The organism is Ectothiorhodospira sp. 9100, assembly GCF_022227565.1.
In the GTDB taxonomy this organism is placed as follows: Bacteria; Pseudomonadota; Gammaproteobacteria; order Ectothiorhodospirales; family Ectothiorhodospiraceae; genus Ectothiorhodospira; species Ectothiorhodospira marina.
Genome location: NZ_JAJNAN010000093.1, coordinates 1 through 3,391 on the forward strand (window position 1 = coordinate 1; position 3,391 = coordinate 3,391).

2 protein-coding genes are annotated in these 3,391 nt (G+C 62.9%); both read left to right on the top strand.

The window, feature by feature from the left end:
* Positions 1 to 446 precede the first annotated feature (446 nt).
* Positions 447 to 2,603 carry an adenosylcobalamin-dependent ribonucleoside-diphosphate reductase gene (locus LPW29_RS14940; RefSeq protein WP_238628672.1) on the top strand — a complete coding sequence of 719 codons (2,157 nt, stop codon included), beginning with the start codon at positions 447 to 449 and terminating at the stop codon, positions 2,601 to 2,603.
* 17 nt (positions 2,604 to 2,620) lie between these two features.
* Positions 2,621 to 3,391, top strand: a complete 771-nt coding sequence (locus LPW29_RS14945) for a TSCPD domain-containing protein (protein WP_090254262.1) — start codon at positions 2,621 to 2,623, stop codon at positions 3,389 to 3,391.

Below are 3,391 nucleotides of genomic sequence, written 5' to 3' on the forward strand. Positions count from 1 at the left end.
CCCCCCCCCCCGGCGGGGGGGGGGGGGGGGGGGGGCCCCCCCCCCCCCAGGGCTGGCACAGTGCCTGTCTCCCCCCCCTCATCCCCAGCCCTTCTCCCCCGAGGGGGGAGAAGGGGGTATTTGTAGCTGAACCTTGATTCTTTCACGTTGACCTGTATGAGATGGCCCCGATCGTTGGGGCCATCCTGTCCCTGACATCTCTCCCGCGGTTGCCGACCGTTCGTCGGCTGGCCGAAAAAATTATCCTTCCCGACCGAACCCCTGGAAGCCCGCGTCCCAGGCCCGTTTCGGCGTCCTTCGCCTCTCCCGTACCTCCCAATGGGCCCCCTGTGAGCGCTTGAAATCCCCCCGGCAAGTGCCTAAGCTTCGACGGCCTCACATCCACTATGTTGTGTGTTGATCAATATCCAACCACAACAGCTAGTAGCAAAAAGGATCCCGCCACCATGAAATCCCAGTCCAGCCAGGCCCTTGCAACCGTTGTCTCAAGGGAGGTCCCCATGCAGCCCGCCTCCATGGATATCTGGGACAAGAAATACCGCCTCAAGACCCGTACCGGTGAAGATCTGGACCCCACCATCGATGACACCTGGAAGCGTGTTGCCCGGGCCCTGGCCGACGTGGAGGCCGAGCCGGCCCTGCGCGAGACCTGGTACGAACGTTTTCTCTGGGCCCTGCGTCTGGGGGCCATCCCCGCCGGACGCATCATTGCCAACGCCGGTGCCTGGGAGCACAAGCCCGCCACGTCCACCATCAACTGCACGGTGTCGGGTTCCATTCAGGATTCCATGGACGACATCCTGGAAAAGCTCCACGAGGCGGGCCTTACCTTGAAGGCCGGCAGCGGCATCGGCTACGACTTCTCCACTCTGCGCCCCCGGGGCGCCTATGTGTCCGGCGCGGGCGCCTACACCTCCGGTCCCCTGTCGTTCATGGAGATCTACGACAAGATGTGCTTCACCGTGTCTTCCGCCGGAGGGCGGCGCGGCGCGCAGATGGGTACCTTTGATATCGGTCATCCGGACGTGCTGGACTTCATCCGCGCCAAGCGCGCCGATGGCTGCCTGCGCCAGTTCAACCTGTCGCTGCTGATCACTTCAGGTTTCATGGAGGCCGTGAAGAACGATGCCCAGTGGCCGCTGGCCTTCCCCCTGGGCCCCCAGGAGGCCGAACAGGACGGCATCGACCTGAACGATCCCCAGCAGGTCCTGTGGCGTGACTGGCCCGTGGACAATGACTACATCACCAACGAGGAAGGCCTGGTGGCCTGCCGGATCTACAAGACCCTGCCGGCCCGCAACCTGTGGAACATGGTGATGACCTCCACCTACGACTATGCCGAGCCGGGCTTCGTGCTCATCGACAAGGTCAACGAGATGAACAACAACTGGTGGTGCGAGCAGATCCGCGCCACCAACCCCTGCGGCGAACAACCTCTGCCACCCTATGGTGCCTGCCTTCTAGGATCCATTAACCTGACCCGCTTCGTGCAGGACCCCTTCACCGACCAGGCCCGGTTCGACATGGAGACCTTCCGCGAGGTGGTGTCCGTGTTCACCCGCATGCTGGACAACGTGGTGGAGATCAACGGCCTGCCACTGCCCGAACAGCGCGAGGAGATCATTCGCAAGCGCCGCCACGGCATGGGTTACCTGGGGCTGGGCTCCACCATCACCATGATGGGCATGAAATACGGCGACGAGGGCTCTCTGGCCTTCACCGAAGAGGTGACCCGCGAGATGGCCCTGGCCGGCTGGCGCGCCGGGCTGGAACTGGCCCGGGAAAAGGGGGCGGCCCCCATCATGGACGAGGAGTTCCAGGTGACCCCGGCCATGCTGCGCCTGCGTCCGGAACTGGAAAGGGATGGTATCCAGGTGGGGGATATCCTCAAGGGCCGGGTACTGCATGCCCGTTACAGTCGCTACATGCAGCGGGTGGCCCAGGTGGACCCCGAGTTGGTGGAGGCCCTGGCCGAGGAAGGTTGCCGCTTCACCCACCACAGCTCCATTGCCCCCACCGGGACCATCTCCCTGTCACTGGCCAATAACGCCAGTAACGGCATCGAGCCCTCGTTCGCCCACCACTATGCCCGCAACATCATCCGTTCGGGCCGCAAGACCAAGGAGAAGGTGGATGTCTTCTCCTATGAACTGCTGGCCTACCGGGAATTCGTGAACGCCAAGGCCATGCCGTACTCCGAGGAGCCCGGGGCACAGTTGCCGGAATATTTCATCACGGCGGATGACATCACGCCCAAGTCCCACGTGGACGTGCAGGCGGCGGCCCAGAAATGGATCGATTCGTCCATCTCCAAGACCGCCAACGTGCCCACGGACTATCGCTTCGAGGACTTCAAGGACATCTACCGCTATGCCTACGAGCAGGGGCTGAAGGGCTGTACCACCTTCCGTTTCAATCCCGAGGCCTTCCAGGGCGTGCTGGTCAAGGAAAAGGATCTGGAAAACACCACCTACCGGTTTGTCCTGGATGACGGCAGCATCGTGCTGGCCAAGGGGAATGAGGAAGTGGAATACGACGGCGAGACCCACAATGCCGCCAATCTCTACGAGGCCCTGAAAGAAGGGTACTACGGTAAATTCTGAATCAGGGGCACACGCACATGACCATCAAGATTGACAAACCAATTGTGGATTTCGGAATCTGGCGGGAGGAATCCGCTGAGGAGAGCGCCGCTCAGGCAGGCGCCCCCGCGGAATCGTCGGCCCCGCCGGCCGCTGCCGCCAGCGCGCCTGCCCCGGCCCCCACGGAGCCCACTCAGGGCTCCGCGAAGGTGGTGCACATGCACGAGAAGCTGGAACGACCCGAGATGCTGCTGGGGTCCACTTACAAGCTGAAGACGCCGTTGTCGGAGCACGCCCTGTATGTGACCATCAACGATGTGATCCTGAACCCGGGCACCGAGCACGAACTGCGTCGGCCCTTCGAGATCTTCATCAACTCCAAGAACATGGACCACTTCCAGTGGATCGTGGCGCTCACCCGGATCATCTCGGCGGTGTTCCGTAAGGGCGGGGATGTCACCTTCCTGGTGGAGGAGTTGCGCTCGGTGTTCGACCCGCGCGGGGGCTATTTCAAGAAGGGGGGCAAGTACATGCCTTCCCTGGTGGCTGAGATCGGCGACGCCATCGAGAGCCACATGCGCATGATCGGCCTGATCAAGGACGACGGCCTGGACGAACACCAGCGCCGCCTGGTGGAGGAAAAGCGCGCCCAGTACGAAGAGAGCGTGCACCAGGCCAGCGACGACCCCAAGGCCCGGGAAAGCTTCCCCCCCGGTGCCCAGCTATGCGGCAAGTGCCACACCCAGGCCGTGGTGGTCATGGACAACTGCCTCACCTGTCTCAACTGCGGCGACAGCAAGTGCGGCTGA

What these genes read in the sequence shown, in the direction of transcription:
- LPW29_RS14940 (WP_238628672.1), top strand. Translation starts at nt 447, where the DNA reads ATGAAATCCCAGTCCAGCCAGGCCCTTGCAACCGTTGTCTCAAGGGAG.
- LPW29_RS14945 (WP_090254262.1), top strand. Translation starts at nt 2,621, where the DNA reads ATGACCATCAAGATTGACAAACCAATTGTGGATTTCGGAATCTGGCGG.